The organism is Ruegeria sp. EL01, assembly GCF_900313035.1.
In the GTDB taxonomy this organism is placed as follows: Bacteria; Pseudomonadota; Alphaproteobacteria; order Rhodobacterales; family Rhodobacteraceae; genus Ruegeria.
Genome location: NZ_OMPS01000001.1, coordinates 16,859 through 35,322 on the forward strand (window position 1 = coordinate 16,859; position 18,464 = coordinate 35,322).

The 18,464-nt window shown below is 53.3% G+C and carries 13 protein-coding genes; 6 read left to right on the forward strand and 7 right to left on the reverse strand.

Annotated elements, in window-relative coordinates; translation table 11 throughout:
- Window positions 1-4 precede the first annotated feature (4 nt).
- Window positions 5-1,267, forward strand: a complete 1,263-nt coding sequence (locus D9K61_RS00080; RefSeq protein WP_120631231.1) for an ABC transporter substrate-binding protein — start codon at window positions 5-7, stop codon at window positions 1,265-1,267.
- 44 nt (window positions 1,268-1,311) lie between these two features.
- Window positions 1,312-2,418, forward strand: a complete 1,107-nt coding sequence (locus tag D9K61_RS00085; RefSeq protein WP_120631232.1) for a transporter substrate-binding domain-containing protein — start codon at window positions 1,312-1,314, stop codon at window positions 2,416-2,418.
- A 49-nt stretch (window positions 2,419-2,467) separates the two neighbouring features.
- Here the strand turns inward: D9K61_RS00085 and D9K61_RS00090 are convergent, their stop codons facing one another.
- A complete protein-coding gene (locus D9K61_RS00090) occupies window positions 2,468-3,325 on the reverse strand; it encodes a polysaccharide deacetylase family protein (RefSeq protein WP_120631233.1) in 858 nt (285 codons plus the stop codon).
- A 4-nt stretch (window positions 3,326-3,329) separates the two neighbouring features.
- Window positions 3,330-5,102 (reverse strand): carbamoyltransferase C-terminal domain-containing protein, encoded by a 1,773-nt coding sequence (locus D9K61_RS00095; protein ID WP_120631234.1) that lies wholly within the window; start codon window positions 5,100-5,102, stop codon window positions 3,330-3,332.
- Between the two features lie 536 nt (window positions 5,103-5,638).
- On the opposite strand from D9K61_RS00095, the gene D9K61_RS00100 reads away from it, so the two are divergent.
- The 3 genes from D9K61_RS00100 (at window position 5,639) to D9K61_RS00110 (ending at window position 9,904) form a co-directional block, all read left to right on the forward strand.
- Window positions 5,639-7,210 carry a carbamoyltransferase C-terminal domain-containing protein gene (locus D9K61_RS00100; protein ID WP_120631235.1) on the forward strand — a complete coding sequence of 524 codons (1,572 nt, stop codon included), beginning with the start codon at window positions 5,639-5,641 and terminating at the stop codon, window positions 7,208-7,210.
- 97 nt (window positions 7,211-7,307) lie between these two features.
- Window positions 7,308-8,843, forward strand: coding sequence for a glycosyltransferase family 39 protein (locus D9K61_RS00105; RefSeq protein ID WP_162946658.1), 1,536 nt, complete (start codon window positions 7,308-7,310; stop codon window positions 8,841-8,843).
- A gap of 71 nt (window positions 8,844-8,914) precedes the next feature.
- Window positions 8,915-9,904: a glycosyltransferase family 2 protein gene (locus D9K61_RS00110; RefSeq protein ID WP_162946659.1), complete on the forward strand. Its 990-nt coding sequence runs from the start codon at window positions 8,915-8,917 to the stop codon at window positions 9,902-9,904.
- Window positions 9,905-9,921: 17 nt separating this feature from the next.
- Here D9K61_RS00110 and D9K61_RS00115 read toward each other — a convergent pair whose 3' ends face one another.
- Window positions 9,922-11,082 carry a glycosyltransferase family 4 protein gene (locus tag D9K61_RS00115; RefSeq protein WP_120631238.1) on the reverse strand — a complete coding sequence of 387 codons (1,161 nt, stop codon included), beginning with the start codon at window positions 11,080-11,082 and terminating at the stop codon, window positions 9,922-9,924.
- A gap of 76 nt (window positions 11,083-11,158) precedes the next feature.
- Window positions 11,159-12,418, reverse strand: coding sequence for a lipopolysaccharide biosynthesis protein (locus D9K61_RS00120; RefSeq protein ID WP_216825721.1), 1,260 nt, complete (start codon window positions 12,416-12,418; stop codon window positions 11,159-11,161).
- 396 nt (window positions 12,419-12,814) lie between these two features.
- Between D9K61_RS00120 and D9K61_RS00125 the strand changes: the two genes are divergently transcribed.
- Window positions 12,815-13,744, forward strand: coding sequence for a sulfotransferase (locus D9K61_RS00125; protein WP_120631240.1), 930 nt, complete (start codon window positions 12,815-12,817; stop codon window positions 13,742-13,744).
- 299 nt (window positions 13,745-14,043) lie between these two features.
- On the opposite strand, the gene D9K61_RS00130 is transcribed toward D9K61_RS00125, so the two are convergent.
- The 3 genes from D9K61_RS00130 to D9K61_RS00140 all read right to left on the reverse strand — a co-directional run bounded on the left by D9K61_RS00130 (window position 14,044) and on the right by D9K61_RS00140 (window position 18,431).
- Complete coding sequence (locus D9K61_RS00130) at window positions 14,044-15,246, reverse strand: glycosyltransferase family 4 protein (RefSeq protein ID WP_216825722.1); 1,203 nt, start codon at window positions 15,244-15,246, stop codon at window positions 14,044-14,046.
- Between the two features lie 109 nt (window positions 15,247-15,355).
- Window positions 15,356-16,615 carry an O-antigen ligase gene (locus D9K61_RS00135; protein WP_120631241.1) on the reverse strand — a complete coding sequence of 420 codons (1,260 nt, stop codon included), beginning with the start codon at window positions 16,613-16,615 and terminating at the stop codon, window positions 15,356-15,358.
- Window positions 16,616-16,628: 13 nt separating this feature from the next.
- Complete coding sequence (locus D9K61_RS00140; RefSeq protein ID WP_120631242.1) at window positions 16,629-18,431, reverse strand: hypothetical protein; 1,803 nt, start codon at window positions 18,429-18,431, stop codon at window positions 16,629-16,631.
- Window positions 18,432-18,464: the final 33 nt, after the last annotated feature.

Here is an 18,464-nt window from a genome sequence, read left to right on the forward strand (position 1 = left end):
AACTATGAGAAAACATCTGATCATATCCAGCCTGGCACTAGCCGCTGCTACCGGCGCGGCCTCAGCCCAGGAGGCGTGTTCGACCTATGAGATTCAGCGCGGCGACAGCCTGCGTGATCTGTCGATAAAGGTTTACGCGACCGAAGACTTCCGCATCCTCTATGACGCCAACCGGGATGTCATCGGCTCAAACCCGAACATTATTCGGGTCGGCGATGTCCTCACCATGCCCTGCCTGGAAGAGATTGGGCGCGAACCGGTTCTGGCAGACACCGAGGCAGAACGGCTTGCCGCCACAATGGCAGCGGAACTGGTGAAAGCTGCAGAAGCGCGTGCCGAAAAGGCCATCGCAGAAGCCGAAGCCCGTGTCGCCGCGGCAGAAGCCGAAGCGCAACAAGCCAGCCAAGATGCCGTAGTTGCCGCCAAGGCCGAAGCGGAAAAAGAGATCGAGGCGGCCCGTGCCGAAGGCGCTGCTCTGATCCGTGACGCTGGAGTGGCTGCGCGCCCCGAATTTGGCGACCGCCAGCTGCTGTTGATTACAAGTGGAAACTACGCGCCCTTTACGGATGAGGCGCTACCGCATCGCGGCCTGTACACACAATTGGTAGAGACCGCGATGCTACGCGCTGCACCCGAGCAGTCTTATAAGATCCAGTTCGTAAATGACTGGTCTTCGCATCTGGATCTTCTTATGCCGACGCTGGCTTTCGACGGAACGTTTCCGTGGTCGCGTCCGAATTGCGAAGCGGCCGAAACTCTATCCGAAAACGATCGTTCGCGTTGTGAAACCTACAACTTCTCGAACCCGTTCTACGAAGTTGTGGATACGTTCTTCGCGCGAAGCGGCTCGGGCTATGAACAAACTCTGACCTATGCTGACTTTGCGGGCACGACGATCTGCCGTCCCGAAGGCTGGTCTTTGTCACATATGGATGTGGTCGGCCTTTATGAACCTGCCGTTACTTTGATGCGACCGGTATCACCGGATGACTGCTTCCATGCCGTGATGGAAGGAACAGCAGATATTGTCGCGATCGAGGCTCATCTGGCGGTCGAGGCAATCGGGCGCCTGGGCTACGAACATCGCATTATCGAAAATCCAAACCTGGCGGCCATCAAGTCGCTTAACGTCATGACCCACAAAGATAATCCCGATGGGGAAGCGATCCTTGAGACGTTGAATCAGGGTTTGGCAATCATGCAGCAATCCGGCGAATGGCGCGATATCGTGTCAGCCGCCCTGCGGTATCAAATGGAAAATGGATAGGGCTCCAAAAAGCCCGATAAATCAAAAGTCTGGAGGAAGTGGACATGTTTGAATTCAATCTTAAGAAAGTTGTGATGTCGGCCACCGCCGTCACCGCTTTGAGCGCCGGTGCCGCCGCTGCTCAGGAAGCTTGTACTAACTATACTGTTGCAGATGGTGACACGATGGCCACGATCGCCATCGCGGCCTATGGCTCATCGAACTATCAGCCGATCTTCAACGCCAACCGGAACGTGATCACGAACCCCGGCGCGCTTGAACCGGGCTTGGTTCTGGCCTTGCCTTGTGAAGATGGCAGCCTGCCCAACGGCCAAAGCGCCCAGGATCTCATCGCGGCAGAAGAACAGCGCGCGGCAAGCGTCAAACGCTCGAATGTCTACGCCCCGCCGATCAAGATGGTGGCTGGCAACGGATGGGAACCGTTTACAAGTGAAGCGTTGGGCGGTGGCGGCATCATGACCCGTCTGGCGACCACCAGTCTTCAGCGTGCTGGCAACAGCCGTGACTACTCTGTCAGCTTTGTAGATGACTGGAGCTCGCATTTGGATACTCTCTTGCCACTTGGCGCGTTTGATATCTCAATTGCCTGGACCGTGCCGGATTGTACCAACCGCACCTATGAATGGTCTGCGGAAACCGAAGCCCGGTGTACCCAGTTTGTCGCTTCCGTTCCGGTCTATGATATCGTTGGTGGCTTCTTCACCCTGCCGGAAAGCGAATACGCAAAGGCGACAACCTTCAAAGATCTAGAAGGCTCGACCCTTTGTCGTATGGCGGGTTGGAGCATGGTGGTGCTGGAAGAAGTCGGCCTGAACCGCGAAAACACAACTGTGGTTCAGCCTAATTCAGCGCGCGAGTGCCTTGATGCCGTTCTGACCGGCACCGCTGATGTTGCTTCGTTCGAAGTTGACCTGTTCGCGGCGACCATGAAAGAGATGGGCTTGACCTCAGCCGACCTTACCGAAAACCCATATGTCTCGACTTTGTCTTCAATGAGCTTCCTTGCCCATCGGACCAACCCGTTTGCGCGTGAGTATATTGCGATGATGAACAAGGGTCTGATCGAAATGCGCGAATCCGGCGAATGGTACGCGATCATCTCGGACACCCTGCGCGAGCAGAACGAAAAGTTGAACGCAGCTTCGAACTGATCCCTCGGTTCAGCTGATAGACTGGGGCTGGTCTTTGACCGGCCCCTTTTTATTTGTCGAGCAGCAATTGGTCCAAACGACCGGACAATCCCTCGGGCGGAATCAACCGGGCCAGTTTTCGAATCAAACGGGCCCCGCCAAATCGAAGCCATTGGTTTTGCCGCGCGGCCCAATATGTGGCCTTGCCAATCCCCAGTTTTTTCAAGTCGTTCCTGGGAACCCAAAATTTCCCATGATCAACCGCTTCATATGGGTGCAAGTAAACGTGCGGAACGACTCCCGTACTTTTTGCCTGGGTAATCAAATCCCGCGCAACCGTATCAGGCGCAAGCTTCAAGTAAGTGCCTCCCAGTCGTATTTGTGGACCACTGCCTTTGTACTTCCCGGAAAACAATGGAATCAGTTGCAATTCCGACAAGGTCATCGAATTGGAAAACTGCTGACATTCATCCGCACTTCCAAAGAAAGACGAGCTATCATAGTCGAAGTAGCGCTCGATCAGCTTGTAGTGCTCAGGCGTGTTTCGGTTCAGGCGGAATTTTGGGGCACGAAATCCCCGGACCGAAGTGTTTGCAGCCTGTTCTAAACTGTCCTTTGCCCACGCCAGCATCTGCTCAATCGTCGCAGCCGATTGCCGGTCCATGCTGTCGTGATAGTGGTAGTGGCAGGCAATTTCGTGCCCTTGTTTTGCAATATGTGCCACAAGATCAGGGGCTTTTTCGGCAACAACGCCCGTACAGAAAAAGGTGGCCGTGCAGCCGCTCGGGCCACCATGATCCTGCAGAAAGGTGGCGATAGTCTCATAACTTCGCCAAAGCGCATCAACCCGAAGCGGTCCTGTGTCCCAAACACCAAGCTCACGCTTCAGGTCGTGCGAGAAATCTTCGAAATCGATGCTTAGAAACACGCGATCACGCCACTGCTTTGCTTGGGCTTTCCTCTTTCAGTGCTTCGCGAAGCACAACAAAATCACCAATCACCAAAGCATCAACACCCGAGGCTGCAAAGGTCGCGCAGGCGTTTTCCGGAGTGTAAACGATGGGTTCCTGAATGTTGAACGAGGTGTTCAACAAGACCGGCACGCCGGTTTTCTCGCCGAATTTGGTCAGCAGCGCATGATACAGCGGGTTGGCCGACTGCGATACCGTATGCACGCGGGCAGTCTGGTCCGTATGGGTTATCGCCGGAATATCTGCGGCGCGTTCGTCGCGAACGCGGGCAACGATGTTCATATACGGGCTGGATTGATCGATCTCGAAAAAGTCCGAAGCGGCCTCTTCTGCTACGCTGGGTGCAAAGGGGCGAAAATGCTCTCGTTTCTTGATCTTTGCATTGATGTCGTCGCGAATGCTGTCCTTTCGCGAGTCAGCGAGGAAGGACCGCGTACCAAGTGCTCGGGGGCCAAATTCGGCACGACCCTGAAACCAGGCGATGATCTTGCCATCGGCCAGCAGGCCGGTCACTTGTTCAAGAAATTCAGCCTGGCCCAGTGCTGTTTGTGGCTGCGCGCAGCAGCTATCCAGGGCCGTGGTAATGGCAGCAGTATCCCATTCCGCCCCTTGATAGGGATTACGGACCGACGTCAGATCAACTTTGTCATGGGGAACGCAGGCCAACGCCGCGCCCACCGCGCATCCCGCATCATGCGGCGCGGGTGGGATGATGATTTCGTCAAACGTATCTTTCGAAATCAATGTTCCGTTGGCTGTCACGTTGAGCGCGCACCCGCCTGAAATGACCAACTTGCGCAAATCGGGGTTTGCTTTGCGAACCGGACCAAGAATGTGATGCAGCGCGTCTTCAAATGCCGCCTGAACCGAGGCTGCTAGGTCGATGTGGCGTTCATTCGGGGCAGTTCCCGGCGTTCGCGCCTCTCCGAACAGCTCTTCAAGACGCGGGTGGAACACACCGCGCAGGGCAGAGTGATAGTCGCACAGCGTGGTGTTAACGCGATAGCCACCATTATCTTCGAGAAGCAGAATTTCCTTGAGGATCGCATCGCGATAGATGGGTTTGCCGTAAGGCGCCAAACCCATCATCTTGTATTCGCCTTCCAGCATCTTGAAGCCAAGAAAGCCGGTGAACGCAGAATAAAAATGTCCCAAAGAGTTGGGCCAGCGGTGATCCGCTATACCTTCGCGTTTGCCATTGCGGACAGTGGTCACAATAGTCGAGCTTTCTTCGCCACCGCCATCATAGGAAAGCGATACAAAGCTGTCCCAATCGCGCATCGCCTCGGCATAAAGTTGATGGGTCAGGTGGTGATTGATGTAGTGCAGTTTAAAGTCGCATGGGCCATGTTCAGTCGTCAGGATCTTCCGGACGCGGAACAAGTCCATCCAGCCACTTTCCTGCGGGCCTTCCGTTGCGGATTTTGATGAGAACAATGCGCCGATACGGGTTGTCACACTTTTTGCCGCCGATGGGCTTTGCAAGATCTTGCGTACCGTACCAACGCCACGTCCAGCCATCCGCCACGGCTGCCAATAGACGGCAACCTCATCGATATCTGAAAACTCCAGCCCACCGATTCGCAGAACTTCGGTGATCGCATGATGCGGAAATGCGCCGTCATTCTTGACCCGCGTCAACCGCTCCTCTTCGACTGCGGCAACCAATTTGCCATCTACAAACAGCGCCGCTGCACTGTTATTCATCGTCGCTAAACCCAATATTACTGACATAACCTAAAACACCTTTGGCCAAATATACTGCCGATAACCGGCACAGAGTAACGGTCAGAGCATTGGTGGCGCAAGGTCGTAGGTCACTTAAGCGGGCTAAAAATTTACAGCATTGGATCGGAACGGCCCGATAGGCTGAAAAACAAATACAAATACCCGCTTTGGCAGCTAGTCGGCGGCCAAATACAGGAGCTGAACTGGCCCTGATTTGCGAACAATCATACAGATGTCGCGAATCCGTTCACAAAATCGGGCGTTGCATTTGAGCTATAGCGAAAGCAACAAAAGAGTGTTTACAAGACCCCTGCCCCATCTGTTAGGTTGATGGCGATAAATTTGGCATTTGGTTCGGTTTAAGATTTTCAGGTTTGCATATGTTCCCATATCGCCAAAGTTTGGTCTCGCCAGAGCATGCGGGATATTGGCTTGAATGTTGCAAAGACAGTTCGTTAGGAAGGGTTTGGGCCCTGATTGTGCTGCAAGCGGTGGCATGACCTGTTGAATCTGAAACCGGCCAGTTTGGTGAGGTGTTTAAGATGAAGATTCTGTCTTTCAAATCTGGCCACGATGGCACCGTCGCCGGCGTCGACAGCGCCGATGACAGCCTTTTGTTTTCGTATGAAGCCGAAAAGAACAGCTTCCCCCGATATACACCGGTAACCCCGGACACGTTTATTGATGCTGGCCTGTGGTTCAAAGACTTGCCAGATGTCCTTGCGCTGAGTGGCTGGTCCAGCAATGGCACTGATCACGTGACAACATCAGGAGCCGGATATTTCGGAATTGGGCCTGGGTCAGAAACGGTCGGCAAACGCACGTTCTTTGGCAAAACACTCGATTATTATACCTCGACCCATGAGCGTGCCCATATCTGGTGCAGCTATGCATTGTCGCCTTTTGCGCAGGGAGAGCCCTGTTACGTGCTGCTTTGGGAAGGCGTACTTGGCGACTTTTATGAAATCGACCGCAACCTGAACATTCACCATCGCGGGCGCGTGATGACTTCACCAGGCACGCGCTTTGCGTTCCTATATGCTTTGGCTGATCCGGATTTCCCAATCTCTGGCGGTGAGTTGCGGCCAGCAGACCCGGGCCGTTTGATGGCCGCTTGTGCTTTCGGCGAAAGCGGTCCAGCCGAGGAAGAAGAACAGGTGTTGATCGATCAAATTCTGTCGATAGACACAACGACTGACCCTTTGCGCAAAAGCTCTTTTGTTAATTCACCGTATTTCAACATCGGAACAGACAGCCAAAGGCTGAAGAACCTGGCCACCAAACTGTCGGACGCGATTTTCCAACAGTTCCACGAGTTTGCGGAAACACATCTGCAAGAGGGTTATCCTCTGATCATTGCCGGCGGCTGCGGCTTGAATGGGAACTGGAACACCAAGTGGGAGAAAAACGGCCTGTTCAAGGATGTGTTTGTCCCGCCAACCACCGGGGATTCCGGGTGCGCGATTGGCACGGCTGTCGACGCGATGCGTCATTTCACCGGGCGTGCCAAGTTGAATTGGTCTGTCTATTCAGGCCAGTCCTTCTGCGACGACAAGGCCAATCTCGACGGGCTTACAGCGACAGAACTAAACCTTAAGGATGTGGCGCAGGCGTTGTATGATGGGAAGATCATCGGCTGGACCCGTGGCAACTGCGAGATTGGCCCGCGCGCGCTTGGCAATCGCTCGATATTGGCTGCACCGTTCAACGCGGAAACGCGGGCGCGGCTGAACCGGATCAAAGGGCGCGCGGAAAACAGCCCTGTTGCACCATCATGTCTGGAAGAAGATGCGCCGCTGCATTTCGATCTGGAAGGGTCGTCACCCTATATGCTGAGCTTCCAACAGGTTATAGACCCCAAACTCGCGGCGGTCACTCATGTGGATGGTTCCGCTCGCGTGCAAACCGTGCGGCGCGATCAAAACGCCTTTTTCTACGACCTACTGGCAGAGTTCAAAGCCATCTCGGGCGTTGGTGTATTGTGTAACACTTCACTGAACTTCAAAAATTCAGGCTTTATCAATTCAACGAGTGATTTGGCCCACTATGCCCGACAAGTAGGATTAGACGGGTTTGTGGCGGGCAATACATTTTATGAGATTGGTAGCATTTAAGCCTAACAGCTTTGTTGTTTGAGGCACCCGGGCAAAAAAAGAGTATCATGAAGAGTGTAACGCGTTATTTGTTGACGAGTATTGAAGGAGGTCGGTCGTGAACACCGTCCGTTCAAATAGACTGGCTCGACCAGATGTCCTTTGGTGCGCCTGTATCGCCATGGTCGCCACAATCATGTTTGTCGCGGCGACGCCATGGGGCATTGGTATCCGTCCGGATTCTGCATTTTACCTAAGTTTTCCATACTTTTTGCAGGGCAATTCCCCGGGCTATGTCTGGGCGATCGATATTGTTTCTGCGTTTGGCCTCGACAGCATCGCGGCCGCAACGGTTTTGAACGTTGCGTTTCTTATTCTGACCGCCGTCACCGTGTATGGCCTGGTCCGTGGGTTCGGTGCGACGCGCCTCATCGCTGTTTTGTCTGCTGTTTTGATTTTGACTTCGCCGCTTGTGTTTGAACTGCACGTCACGGTCCTGTCGGAGGCGATGTTCATATTCCTTCTCGTTGCCTCGTTGAGCTTACTGAGTGTCTACGCGGGAACAGGATCGGTTCGTTTCTTGCTTCTGGCGGGGCTTGTCTCGGTCTTGGTTTTCCTGACACGCTTTAATGGCGCGCCTGTTTGGGTTGTGGGCGTCCTGACAGCCTTATTTCTCGGCTCTGGAAACGTAAAAACGCGCGTGTTGCACGCACTTGCTTTTGTTGCCGTTGTCGCGGCTCCGCTGCTTCTGTGGTCTGTTATCGAAGCCAAAACCGGTGGCACAGGGCTGGGGCGTGAATTTGGGTTCCTTGGCAACGCAACCATTGGCATTTTAATGCAAGGGGCAAACTCGATCTGGGTTTCCTTTTTCCCAAGCGTTGTCCCTGGATTTGTGAAAGCCGTAGCAGCGCTGGCTTTGATTGGTCTGCTGGCTGCTGTTGTCTGGTACGGGGCCGAACGACACGTATTTTCTATGGATGGATCTCAATCCAACGCAAAGCTTGTCGCCTTCCCCCTGATATCAGCGGTCTACATCTTCGGTCATTTTGCACTCTTGCTAGTGTCGATATTGATCGAACCAAACCTGCCACTTAAGCCCTCATACTTTGCGCCGGTTTATGTGCTGATTGTCGTGATTGGCGCACAATGCTGCGTGATGTTGCGTGAAGACGGAAAGACACGCGCGCAGGCTTTGCTTGGAAACGGTTTGTTGGTTTTTGGAGCGTTGGTTCTGGCATCGAATCTCATTAGAACTGGTGTGTTGATTTCCAGTTTCCGCAGCGAAGGAATATTTTTCTCGGGTCCTCAGTGGGTGCAGTCACCTTTGGTGTCTGAAATCAACAGTTTGGCGCCCGACGTATTTGTCTACACCAACGCACCCGACGTGGTGCACCTGTTGACCGGCAAAGGGACGACATGGTTGCCAATGAAGTTCGATCGCCGCACCGGCAAAGAACACCCAAGACGCCCCTACAACAAAACCATAAGCGAGATGCGTGAAGGTCTCGCCCAAGGGAAAGCTGTTGTCGCCTACTTCGACGAGATTACCTGGCGGTTCTATCTGCCGACCCAACAAGAGCTGACCGAAGAACTGAACCTGAAACAGGTCGTTCGGACAACAGATGGAACTCTTTTACACTCAAACATGAATTAACTGCGTGCTCGTTGGCGTATCCTCAAGTTACTATCGCCCTGAATTAAAAGACTCGAGGACAGGCCATGCTCATGAGCCAAGGCACAGTTGATTTCAAAGGCGACGCCTCGGCTTTGCCAGACCTGCGAACGTTGGAAATCGCTGTCATTCTGCCGTGTTACAATGAGGCGGTTGCAATCGGAGAAACGGTTGCGCAGTTTCGCCAGGCATTACCGAAGGCGACGATTTACGTCTTCGACAACAACTCGACCGATGACACAATCCGTGTGGCCCAGCAAGCCGGGGCGACAGTGTGCACCGAGGCCTTGCAAGGCAAGGGCAACGTCGTCCGCCGGATGTTCGCGGATATCGACGCGGATGTCTACGTCATGGCTGATGGTGACGCAACCTATGACAGCGCGGCCGCGCCAGAACTGGTGCAGCTTCTTGTTTCACAGAACTTAGACATGGTGAATGGCGCTCGCGTGAACAAAGAAACCGAGGCATATCGACCAGGCCACAAATTTGGGAACGCGTTGTTCAGCGGTTTGGTAAAGTTCTTTTTCAGCAACAAGATCAACGATCTTTTGTCCGGCTACCGTGTTTTTAGCCGGCGCTTTGTCAAAAGCTTTCCGGCATTGTCCAACGGGTTTGAGATCGAAACCGAGCTGACGGTTCATGCGATGCAAATGCGCATGCCGATCGGAGAAATAGAGACCAACTACTTCTCTCGCTTGCCGGACTCTAACTCCAAGCTTTCGACATTCCGAGATGGGTGGCGCATCCTCAAAATGATCAGCTTTTTGATCAAAGAAGAAAAGCCAATGACCTTCTTCCTGTCGCTGGCGTACATCTTCTTTCTACCCTCATTGTGGGTCTTTCTTTCAGTATTGGTCGAGTATCTGGAAACCGGGCTGGTGAACCGCATACCCTCATTGCTGGTTGCTGTCTCAGGGTTTGTAGCGTCTATGCTATCGGTTGTATGCGCTCTGATCCTGGACTCGTTGGCGCGGGGGCGCCGTGAAATCCGGCGCCTGTCTTACCTGCAATTTCCAGGTGTCACGAACGCGCCCAAATCCTAGTCTGGGCGCGTCACCGATCAGTCTAACAGCTGATCATAAATCCTGCAGACACCATCGATATGGATGGCCATGCCAAAGTTATCCCGGGCATGGCGTTGTCCCGCCTCGATAATCTTGGCCCGGATGTCCCCATCTTGATGCAGGCGCATGACAGGTTCTACGAAGCCTTCGGCGTCAAATGGATCGACAAGGAAACCGTTTTCGCCGTCAACAATCGCCTCGATATTGCCGCCATGTCGTGTCGCGACAACTGGCGTGCCCAGATACATCGTTTCAATCAGGGTGCGACCGAAGGGTTCATCTAATGCGGTCACCAGATTGGCATCCATCGCCGCCATGTAGCCATCAATCGGTTGGCGAAATCCCATCATGTGAATTTGGTTGTCCATCCACGCCTCGGCGGCCAAGTCCTTGCAAACCTGGTCCAACGCGTTCCCGCGATCAACAACGCTGCCGAAAAGGAAGCCGTGGACCGGCACGTCCGGCATGCGATTTTGAATCGCGGCAACTGCCTTTACAAAGTGATCCGGCCGTTTGCGGGGCACGAAGTTTCCGAAATACCCCAGCAGCAAGGCATCATCCGGCAACTCCATTTCTTCAAGCACACCTTTTCGCGCCGTCGCGGGATCCGGTGGATCGGGATTAAAGTCAAAGGGGCTGCGGATAACGGTGAACTTTTTGTCCACTGACCGCACAGGATTGCTGGGTTTTGAGAAATGAGAGACGCTGATGATGTGGTCCGACAGGACCGGAGCCAGTTTGTTGATCCCAAAGGCCGTGGGGTCCTGGCGATGGTGCCAGATGTGTTTGCGTCCCGACAGTTTCGTCGGCAAGGCCCAATTCGAATGCATCCGCCCTTCGTTGGTGTGCACGATGTCCGGCTTGATCCGGTTCAGAACCGAGATGAAACTTGGTACACTTGAAAGCAGGTAGCGCGCCGGACCGCAATCTCCGTCATAGCTGATCTGCCCCGGAGACATCAGGGCGGGCTTCTCCAGCACCTCATAGTCTAACCCGAAAGACCGGGCATACTCACCGGCCAGTCCGTCCTTGTAGTGGACCAGAATGTAGGGTTCATACTTTGATCTGTCCAAGCCGGCGGCCAGTTTCATGGCCGAGACATGGCTTCCGCCGATTACGGTGTCTCCCTCGAAAGGGAAAAGGATACGTTTGGTCATTATTCTTCTCGTTAAGCGTAAGTCACTGGTAAATTTCGAACTTTATAGGGCAACGTTATGGAAGGGTTATAGTCCCCTATCTTGGTGCCGGATAGGACCGGATCGCTAAAATGCAGCCAGTCGTCCAAACAATGTTGAATATGACGTGGGCCAGGGCGACGCCTTCGATCCCTAAAACAAACAAAAGCGGTACAAAGGAGATCGCAAAAACTCCCGTCGCCATCATGGTTGTCCGCACCAGTGCCCGATCGAGCCCCATACTCAGCAGTGCCGGATTTAATGCTAGGCCCCCTAGATAGATCACTGCCGCAAACATCAAAATTGTCATCACCGGCGCAGCGCCCTGGAACTCTGCGCCAAACAACAACACGGCCAGATCAGACATCTTCCATGCCAATGGGATCGAGATGGCGAGGGAAACCCCAAACATCAACAGCGAGATATAGCGAACCAGCTTCCAAAAGCGATCATGCTTCTGCGCTGACCACAGTCGCGTCATTTCGGGGTAAAGTACCTGTCGGATGGGGCCACCAATGCGCACGATGTTGGTCATAATGCGCTTGCCAACCTGATAGAAACCCACCGATGTCACGTCGAGCAGTGCGCCCACAACCAAAACATCCAGCCGCTGCGTCGATTGCCGGAGAACTACGTTAAAGTTTGAGTTCCACAAGAACCGCAGAAATCCGGGGTTTTGCTTCAGGGCAGTACTCAGTTTTAGGGACATAAAGGCGCGTACGCCCCGCCGCTGCAATTCCCTCAGGGCAATGAAGAAGGCAACGAGGCCGGTCAGGATCTGATGCATCAGCATCAAGGCCAGGAACGCCCAAAGACCCAGATCCAGCAGGAATACGATGATCGTTCCAATAAGGCGCAGCCCGGCCACAACCATGTCCGAGATCGCCAATAGATCGAATCTGTCGTGAATTCGGAGAACCGCGATGCCGGTTGGTCGCAAAGAAAAAAGCAGCCCAATCGCAACCAACGCTATGTAAGATGCTCCGATGTCCTCGGGCAGACCAATCATTGGGGCGACAGTTGGTGCCAGAAGGATCGCAACCGTACCTGCCAAAATGCCCCCGATAATGTCGATGACAATCGACAGTTTGATCAGATGACCAAAACGATGGGTATCATCCTCGGTCAGGGCATCGCTGCCGTATTTGATCACCGCCTGCCAAGGCTCCAATCGGCACAACCGGTCCAAGACCTGCACATAGGCATCTACTAACGCCAAAATTCCCACCGCAGCAGGGCCCACCGCCCGTGCGGTGATGATCAGGGTCGCCAGGCCAAATACTGCGATCAGTATCTGGGACAAGAACAGCCATGACATGTTCTTGGCAAGCCGCCCAATCAGAGATCTGGCATCAAACCGGGTCATAGTTCTTGATTACGGTAATTCCGGGCGTTGACCCGGGCACCCAAAGACAACATGGTGCAAAAAAACCTTGGTACTCGTCTCAGGTCAAATACCTTTCATAACTCGTCAAACTCTAATTTTTGGCGATTCTATCCGCCCCTACTTCTATCATTTTGTTTTTTACGCTTGTATCGTTTTACGAAAGCGCAGTTTGATAGGGAAATCCAGTCCTGTTTTGGGAAACCGGTTTTGAACATGCGAAAATGTAGTTGGGGCCCTTCCAAAACAGGGTGGAAGAACGCGGTAGCTTATCCTTTCCAGGTGCGGGTACTAGGTGGTCGATCGAGTTTAGGTATTAATTAACGCTATATGGAACAAGCAAAAGTTCTCCTCCACATCGGGTACCACAAGACCGCTACATCCGCGTTGCAGAAACAGTTGTTCTCAACGTCTGATGGTCCGTTTGCAAGTCCGCCCGAGGAACGAAAATTCGTCCTTTCAAACAGATTCGTATTGCCGCAACCGTTGACCTTTGATTCATCTGCTGTTCGTGAACAATACGCGGATTTTCTTGACGCTTCTCACAAATCGGAAAAAATCGCTGTTTTCTCGCACGAGCGGTTTTCAGGCTACCCAGCTTCGGGTGGATTCGACAGCCCGTTGATTGCGCAACGCCTGAATCAAACCTTCCCCGAAGCCCATGTTCTCATCGTCTTCCGGGAACAACTTTCAAGCATTCTGTCTATGTACAGCCAGTACATTACGGATGGGGGGCACAAGTCCTTTAAGGGCTACATCGCGCAGATCGAACCCATGATGCGCCGTGTCCCGATGTTTACACCGGATTTCTACAGGTATGATCGGCTTTTTCGATACTACCAAAACCTATTTGGCGCTGATCGCGTACACGGTCTGACCTACGAGCAGTTTGTTCGAGATTCCGATGCCTTTGTGTCCAGCTTGTGCAACTCGTTAGGGGTTGCAGCGCCAAAGCATGACTTTGTGAAAACAAACACGAAGCGCTCGCAGAGTTTTCAGCTGTTGCAGCGCGGGGTGAACCGCATTTTCAGCAACAATCAGCTCAGCACTGGGGCGATGATCCCCTTTCCTTACGCCACCCGACGGTTTGGGAAGCTGAGCGGGCCACTGAGCCGTGTTTTCCCGGGCGCATTGGATCAGGCACTGGAAAACCGTATGGCAAAGCAAGCCGCAGCTCAGTTCGAAGGGGCCTTTGCCGAATCCAATGCAATCCTCAAAGAACTTACCGGTTTGCCGCTTGAAGACTACGGGTATCAATAACCGGACCGCCTGCGCTGAAGCCTGTCATCCGTTCAAAACAGCACCCCAAAAAGCAAATGACCAGCACCCCAAATGCTGGTCATTTCTTCCGAGTGAGTGATAGTGCCCTGAGGCTTCACCGGTATTTATCTGTGGTTGAACCTAATTTATCAAAGCATGTGCATGACGGGTATTAGGGGAATCCCGTAGGTTTGGCAGTTTTTTGCTAAAATACGGAAAAAAAGGAGTTTTCTCGCCCGAACAGGGCTGGGCCTTATGTTCGGAGCTTCCCTTTCCAGAAGGGGAAACTTGGAAATATTTCAGTTGATCTTGGTTGGAACCAACTGCTCATGCTGCTGTAGCAGCCCCATTTTTCTGAGCAGAATTGTGTTCACCCGCCGCACATCAAATACGGCTTCCGCGCGTTCGCGCGAGGCCTGTCCCAACTGTAGAATCAGATCAGGTTGGTCCAAAAATTTTGCCATTGCTTGGCTCAACGCTTGCGGGTTGCGCATAGGTACAACGAAACCCGTTTCGCCTTCGACGACCGGGTCAGAGCACCCCGGCGCGTCCGTGGTTATGACAGCGCGTCCGGTCGACATCGCCTCGAGGATCGTGCGGGGAATACCTTCACGATAGGCAGAGGGCAAAACAAAGACCGAGCAGTTTTTCAAATAGGGGCGGACATCCGTTGTTTCGCCCAGATACTCAATCACACCTTCACGCGTCCAGGTGTCGATCTCATGTTGATCAACCGAGTCGGGATTGGCGTCCATCGGTCCTAAAAGCTGAAACCGTGCCTGAGGGTGCTCGCGTTTCAACAGGCGCGCGGCGTCGACAAAGTCAAAAACGCCCTTCTCTTTTAGAAGTCTGGAGATCATCAGAAACACCGGCGGCCCATCGGGTGGGCTTGAGGGCGCGTATTTGGTCAGATTTACACCGGATCCGGGCACAACGCTCAATTCAGTGCCTGCGCTGACCATCCCACGGGCCTGAAACTCTTCCTCGTCGGCTTTGTTGTAAACCAGCAATTCGTCAACGCCTTTCAACGACATGCGGTACAAGTTGGAGGAGAGTGCGCGGACCAATCGTCGTTTCAAGCTGGTATTCTGGGCATTGAACACATACCCCAAGCCGGTGCACATCGCGTATTTTTGCGGCACTCGCGCCAGTCGTGCGGCCAGGCATCCATAGATGATTGGCTTCATTGTGTAGGCAAAAACCGTGTCCGGCTGAACGTCTTCGAATATCCGCTTTAGGGCACGTACGGTTCCAATGTCTTCGATCGGGTTCATTCCGGTGCGGGACATTGGAAATTCCACAAACTTGACGCCGATGTCTCGTAAGGCCGCCTCGCTGGGTTCATGGCGTTCCGGGCCACAGGCAATGACCTCGGCCCGCATCGACATTTCGCGCAACAGATCAAAGCGGAAATTCACCAGCGAAGACGTCAGATTGGCAACCACTGCAATCTTGCGAACAGGTATTTCTTGCCCGGTTTTTGGGGATTCAAGTGATTGCAATACAACACACTCCAGTCACTTTCTATCCAATCCGTACGGGTGCTGATCAATCAACATCTTAAACAAAATCCGCCCAAAACTGTGCTGACTGATGACTGATGTCAACACGTCACTGGGCCCGTCTTAGGCGTCGCGCAACCGAGGGCAGCCTAATATCCCGCCCTGTCAGACAAACGGACAAGCCCAGCATCCACGGTACAAGCCAGAACCGGGCGTAGAAATGCGGCGCCGTGTTCAGAACCATCATCAGCATCAACAAAATTGTGACGGCCAGCGCAGTGTTCTTCGCATCGCCCATCATCATCTTGTAACGCCAGATCACGTATATTCCAGAAGCAAACAACCCAGCCAAACCCACAAGGGAAACAGCGCCGCCTTCTGTGAGAGTCAGTAGGTAGGCGTTGTGTACTGGCGCGCCGATTGCGCTTTTTTCTTCGTATTGGTCGATTCCATATCCCAGCCACAGCGTTTCGTTTCCGAACCGCATGGATTCCTGTATCAAAAACAGCCTGTCATCAATGGTGCCGGACTCACTGATATCGGCGTTTCGAACCGCCGAGAACACGCGCTCCTGAAACACTTCCGGCAGGAAGTGCTCACCAAACAGAACAGCCGCGATGAAGAACAGCACAACACCGATTGTCAGGCCGACCGTTGCTTTCACAGACCCGGTCAGCAAAACAAAAAGCGTGGTGCCCACCATGCAAAGGTAAAAAGCCGTATTCGAACCAGTCAGAAGTACTCCATAAGTTACTGGTATAAAAAGGGAAATGGCTACGAGAGTTGTTACGCGACGAACACCCCGCAACCAAACCAAAAAAACCAGCGCAAGTGCGGCCAGAACCCCTGATTCATTTTCCTTCTCGAACAAGCCGCTGAGACGTCCGTTCCCGCTTACGAAATCGTTCCGGCCGGGGACGAAATTGACATAGTAGGCGCCGTGAATCATCGCCAGCGCGATAGAAAGCACGAAGAGGAAAATCAGCGTCTCGGTTTCTTTCCGCGATCGTCGCAGGATAATCCATGGCAGAAGCACAAATGAAAAACAGTACTGCATGAGTCCAAGCGCGCCCGCCACCGCATCACCATTGATGATCGAGGCAGCCGCAAAACCCGCCAGAAAAGTCAGTACAGACGCGAACCAAAGAGTGGAGGCAGATCCCAAAGGGCGAAGCGGCAGACGCCCTTTGAACAGAACCACTAAGAAAGCCAACAGAATGAATAAGTCTCCGAGTGTGAAAAACACAAACCCCGGTCGAAAGTAGTTTAGCGGCGAAAAGAAGACAGCTATCGCAACAAGTATGAACTCAAGCCTTGTTTCCGGCTTCGTGTGTGTCCGGATGACGTGTTCGTTGACAGACTTCAGCATGTTCCCACCGCGCCTATCCGAAATTCACGAGCTTGGTCGGTTCCAGATTCAATTGCCGCAGCTTTTCCAGAGAACGAACAATTTCTTCGACACCGGAAGACTGATCACGGGTGATAAACACAACATTGTCGGTAAAGGACAGCAATCGTCCGAGTGCGGCGTTTTCAGTTATGGGCGGGACGTGTATGACTATTTGGTCATACAAGTCGCTCAACGCCGCTGTTCCGGACCACATGTTATGTGAATCAAACAGATCTACAGGAACCTGATCATTCCCCGAAGGTCTGACATATTTGACCTTTTCTGCGATCTCCACGGTCTCCTGTGTCATCAATAGTGCATTGCCCAACAACAGCGGCAAACCATATTGGGACCTGTCCCGAGGTAACAGATCTGCAACTGACGGGTCATCCGTCGGATCAAGGTCTATGAACAAAACACGCAAACCATCCTTGGCCGCAGAAACCGACAGGCACAAAGTGACGAAGGCGGATTGATCGGTTTGCGAAGACGAAGTGATTAACATTCGCGCCGATCCATCCTGGGACAGCCTATCCATCAGAACTGACAAAACGTGCCGAGCCCCTTCCGCCCGCGGATCGGGTGGCATGCGTTGATCGAACAGCGCAAGCAGTGCGGAAATGCTGTGGCGCGCAGTCCGGGGAAACCGAGGAAAGGCCAATGCCCCCTGCAACCCCAGCGCGGGGTGCACTGAACGGCGGACGAACAGCCGCTTGTTCAGCATTTCCCGCAGGAGGATGGTAATGAAGGCGATAACCAACGCGCTGGCGAAGCTTCCTGCCAATACCGTGTTGCGGTTTGGCAGCGCAGGTTCCAGTGGCGGCTGAGCGACCGATATCTGACGGGCCAGAGGCTCCATCAATCCGGCATGGACTGCCAGGTCACGGTTACGCTGAAAAAGTATTTGGCGCCGGGCTAACAGGTCTTCAAGCCGTTGTTCCAAGGTAATACGTTCTTGCGCCGCTTTCGAGCGTTGCTCAAGCTGCGCCTGCACGCGCTCCACTCGTTGTTCAAGCGGCTCGATCTCGGATTGGGGTGCCTCGCTTTCAGACAGAAAACGCAATCGCACAAGAACATTCCGAAGCTCAGCGGACAGAGCAGTGCCTTCATCCTTGTCATCCAGTTGATTGGATAGGATGAGGTTGGACAACTCGGCTTCGATGCCGGAAATTTCTTCCTCTAACTCACCCATGCGATCTACAAGTAGATCGATTTTCTCATGCGCGCTGCTTTGCTGTATCTCGAGCGTCAGATCGATATAGGTTCTTGCGATCTCATTGGCGATCTGGGCAGCTCTGCTTGGGTTGGTGTCATGTACCTGAATCCCGATCCCCAGCGTGTTCCGGTAGGGTGAAACAACGTAGCTTTCCAGCAGCTTGGACGTTGTTTCAGTCAGGTTTTCAACGGGCGAATATGCGTCAGCAAGCCCGCGCATCCAAAGCGGATTGTAGGTTGGGTCTTCATCAAGCCCTAATCGCTTGACGACCTTCTCAGCAAAGTCCCGAGACCTGATAATTTCCACCTCGGTCTGCATTTCCGATAGCGCGACTTCAAGATTGGCGATCGGTCTAAGGTCCGCACGGATTGTAACTCTGCGGTCATCCAGAACAATGACCGACCCGGTCACATACAGCCTGTCCTTGAACAGCACGACCAAAACGGCGACCAACATTACAGCGACAAACACCGACAAAAACAGGGTCAGATTGCGCCGCACGATTGCGCGAACACCCACGAGACCAAGACGTTCGACCTGATCCTCATCCAGCTGCATTTCGCTCGTTCTGTCCGGCATAGTATTCGAGATATTCACCCGGTCTGACCTTCT